This is a genomic window from Phenylobacterium sp. CCH9-H3 (assembly GCF_001557235.1).
Taxonomy (GTDB): domain Bacteria; phylum Pseudomonadota; class Alphaproteobacteria; order Caulobacterales; family Caulobacteraceae; genus Phenylobacterium.
Window position 1 is genome coordinate 1 of sequence record NZ_LSJI01000021.1, and the last position, 2,175, is coordinate 2,175.

The following is a 2,175-nucleotide window of genomic DNA, read 5'->3' on the forward strand; positions in this document are numbered from 1 at the left end:
CCGAGGCCGAGCGCAGAGCGGCCTAACCCCGTCCACTTTTTCGGGGGAGGATCAGACTGATGAAGCTCAGCACGAGCCAGATCCCGAACCCAGCGAAGGTCATGCCCACGAAGTACATCGTGAGCCAGTGAAGCGGCCCCGACTTCGGCCACGCCAGCTCTCGCTCCCAGATGGTCCGCCCCGTCATTCACATCAATCTAGCTTGGCCAGAAGCGTGGCTTCAATCGCCGCCGCTCCATGGCGCGAAGGCACGCGTCCGCCAGGACGCACCCCACCCTGAAGGCCACGGTCAGCCCCGGCCAGCCTCCGAAGCTTGGTCAAGGATTGGGCCCCGCCCCAACCGCCCAACCGCCGCTACTCAGCCACCACCACCGCGTCGGGCAGAAACCGAACCTCGGCCTGCGTCCAGCAGTCACCCCACTCCGTCCCCAGCACATTCCCGCACACGCAGGAGAAGTTCGGGCCATCCGCGCCATCAGGGCCGCAGCAACCATTCCGCACCCCACTCGGCGCCACCGCATCCCGCAACAGATCTTCGGGATTCAGCGCCCAGGCGCCGGCCGGCGAATAAACATGCACCCCCACGACGCCGCCAGCGTCTGTAAGCGGCACGACGTCTTCATCCGTCAGCCTCACCATCACGCCAGGGGGGAGAGCCGGCATCGTGTCGGCGACCGAGTTGTCGTATTCGCCAAGCTCGCCGACCCGACAGGTCCGCGTCAGGCTTCGCCCACAAGCTGCACACTTCAGATGCGCCATGGCCGCCCACTACCACCAAAGCACACCGGGCGCAGGCCGCACGTCAGTTTGGCTTTCGTCTCGACGGCAACCGGCTGCGCCAAAGCGGAGTTTGTTCAAGAAGGGCTAGCACCGATGCGCCAAGAAAGGCGAAGCCCGCAGCGGACCCGAGTTCGCCGCCGTCCGGCAAACGAACCGTATCAAGAACTACGAACAGGATCAGGCACATCAGCGCCAAGAACGCGGAGACAAAGGTCCTGAGAGCAAGCGCGACGCGCTGTTCATCAGCAAGTTTGAGCCGAACCTTCGCCATCAGCGAAGCTCATCATCGTGGAGCGATGAGCACAAGAGCGACCGGTCCGAAGTCCGCGGACGGCTTGCAGCGCGAAGCCCGCTCTAAGCCTCGGCGCCGGCGACTACCATCCCTCGCGGCCTTCGCGGCGGGGCGTGGGTCAGACGTCCGCCAGGACGCACCCCACCCTGAAGGCCACGGTCAGCCCCGGCCGGCCTCTGGAGCTTGGTCAAGGATTGGGCCCCCGGCCCAACCGCCCCGCGGCGGCGCCAACGCCGTCCTTGAGGAAGCGGAGGAGGCTGGCATGCTGCGGCCGGGCCGCTCAGCGGCCTCCCGCCTGGGCAGCCTACGTGGGAGGGCCTTCCAGGAAGCGGTCGTAGGCCCAGCATTGAATCTGCCGCCACATCGCAAGCAAGAGCCCGCAGACCACACTCGCCACCAGCGTTAAACCCATGCAGAGCGCAACGCCGAGGAGCGGCTTTCGCGCCTGGAGCGACATCATAAACACCTGGACGGTGAGCGGAACGCCAACGGCGAAGGCCGCAGCGGTTGCGCCCTGGACAAAGCCCGTGATCGGGCTGTCAGGCTTCGAGATCAACTTGCCGCCCCGCATCGCCCGCCTCTCCGTCCTCGGGATGGAACGTAGCGGTCTTCCTGGTATCGGCAACTCGACGCGCTGCGCCGAGCGGAATGCCGACAAAGGTGGAAAGTGGGTCGCGAACAGCTAAGCTCCCCCCATGAGGGTGGGGCGCTTGGCAAAACTGGCGGCCGCGGCGCTCGGCGCTGGGGTTGTGCTGCTGACCTTGGGGGTCGCGTTTCGCCTGTGGGACAACAGTCGCGTGCGGGTCCATAGCGCCGAACAAGCTGCCGTCATGGCGAAAGCCGAAGCTGGGCCGCGCGTCGCGAGCCTCCCGATGCGGATAGAGAGTGCGCAAGATTTCTGGATAGTCCGCTTCGGCCCAGACGAGCGGGGCGGGATGCACAGCTATCTGGTCACCATTTGGGACAAACGGGCGGGCTCGGTCGTGGAACAGAGTGTCACGGTGGACTTGGACCTGAACTAGCAGGCCGATCTTTGCGCGCGATGGCCTGGCGTTTGCGGAGATAAGCGGCAGAGCGCCACCTCCCCCCCACCCCCCATTGAC

The 2,175-nt window shown here is 65.9% G+C and carries 4 protein-coding genes; 1 reads left to right on the forward strand and 3 read right to left on the reverse strand.

Translation table 11 applies throughout. The features are described 5' to 3' along the window. Nucleotides 1-354 precede the first annotated feature (354 nt). From AX721_RS01140 to AX721_RS01145, 3 genes are all read right to left on the reverse strand, one after another. Nucleotides 355-759 (reverse strand): hypothetical protein, encoded by a 405-nt coding sequence (locus tag AX721_RS01140; RefSeq protein ID WP_156466946.1) that lies wholly within the window; start codon nt 757-759, stop codon nt 355-357. Nucleotides 760-802: 43 nt separating this feature from the next. Beyond that, complete coding sequence (locus tag AX721_RS27185; protein ID WP_156466947.1) at nt 803-1,051, reverse strand: hypothetical protein; 249 nt, start codon at nt 1,049-1,051, stop codon at nt 803-805. Between the two features lie 325 nt (nt 1,052-1,376). Then, the gene (locus AX721_RS01145) at nt 1,377-1,643 is read right to left on the reverse strand and encodes a hypothetical protein (RefSeq protein ID WP_068874089.1); all 267 of its coding nucleotides are present in this window, start codon (nt 1,641-1,643) and stop codon (nt 1,377-1,379) included. 139 nt (nt 1,644-1,782) lie between these two features. Here AX721_RS01145 and AX721_RS01150 point away from each other — a divergent pair, with 139 nt between their 5' ends. Next, a complete protein-coding gene (locus AX721_RS01150; RefSeq protein ID WP_156466948.1) occupies nt 1,783-2,094 on the forward strand; it encodes a hypothetical protein in 312 nt (103 codons plus the stop codon). Nucleotides 2,095-2,175: the final 81 nt, after the last annotated feature.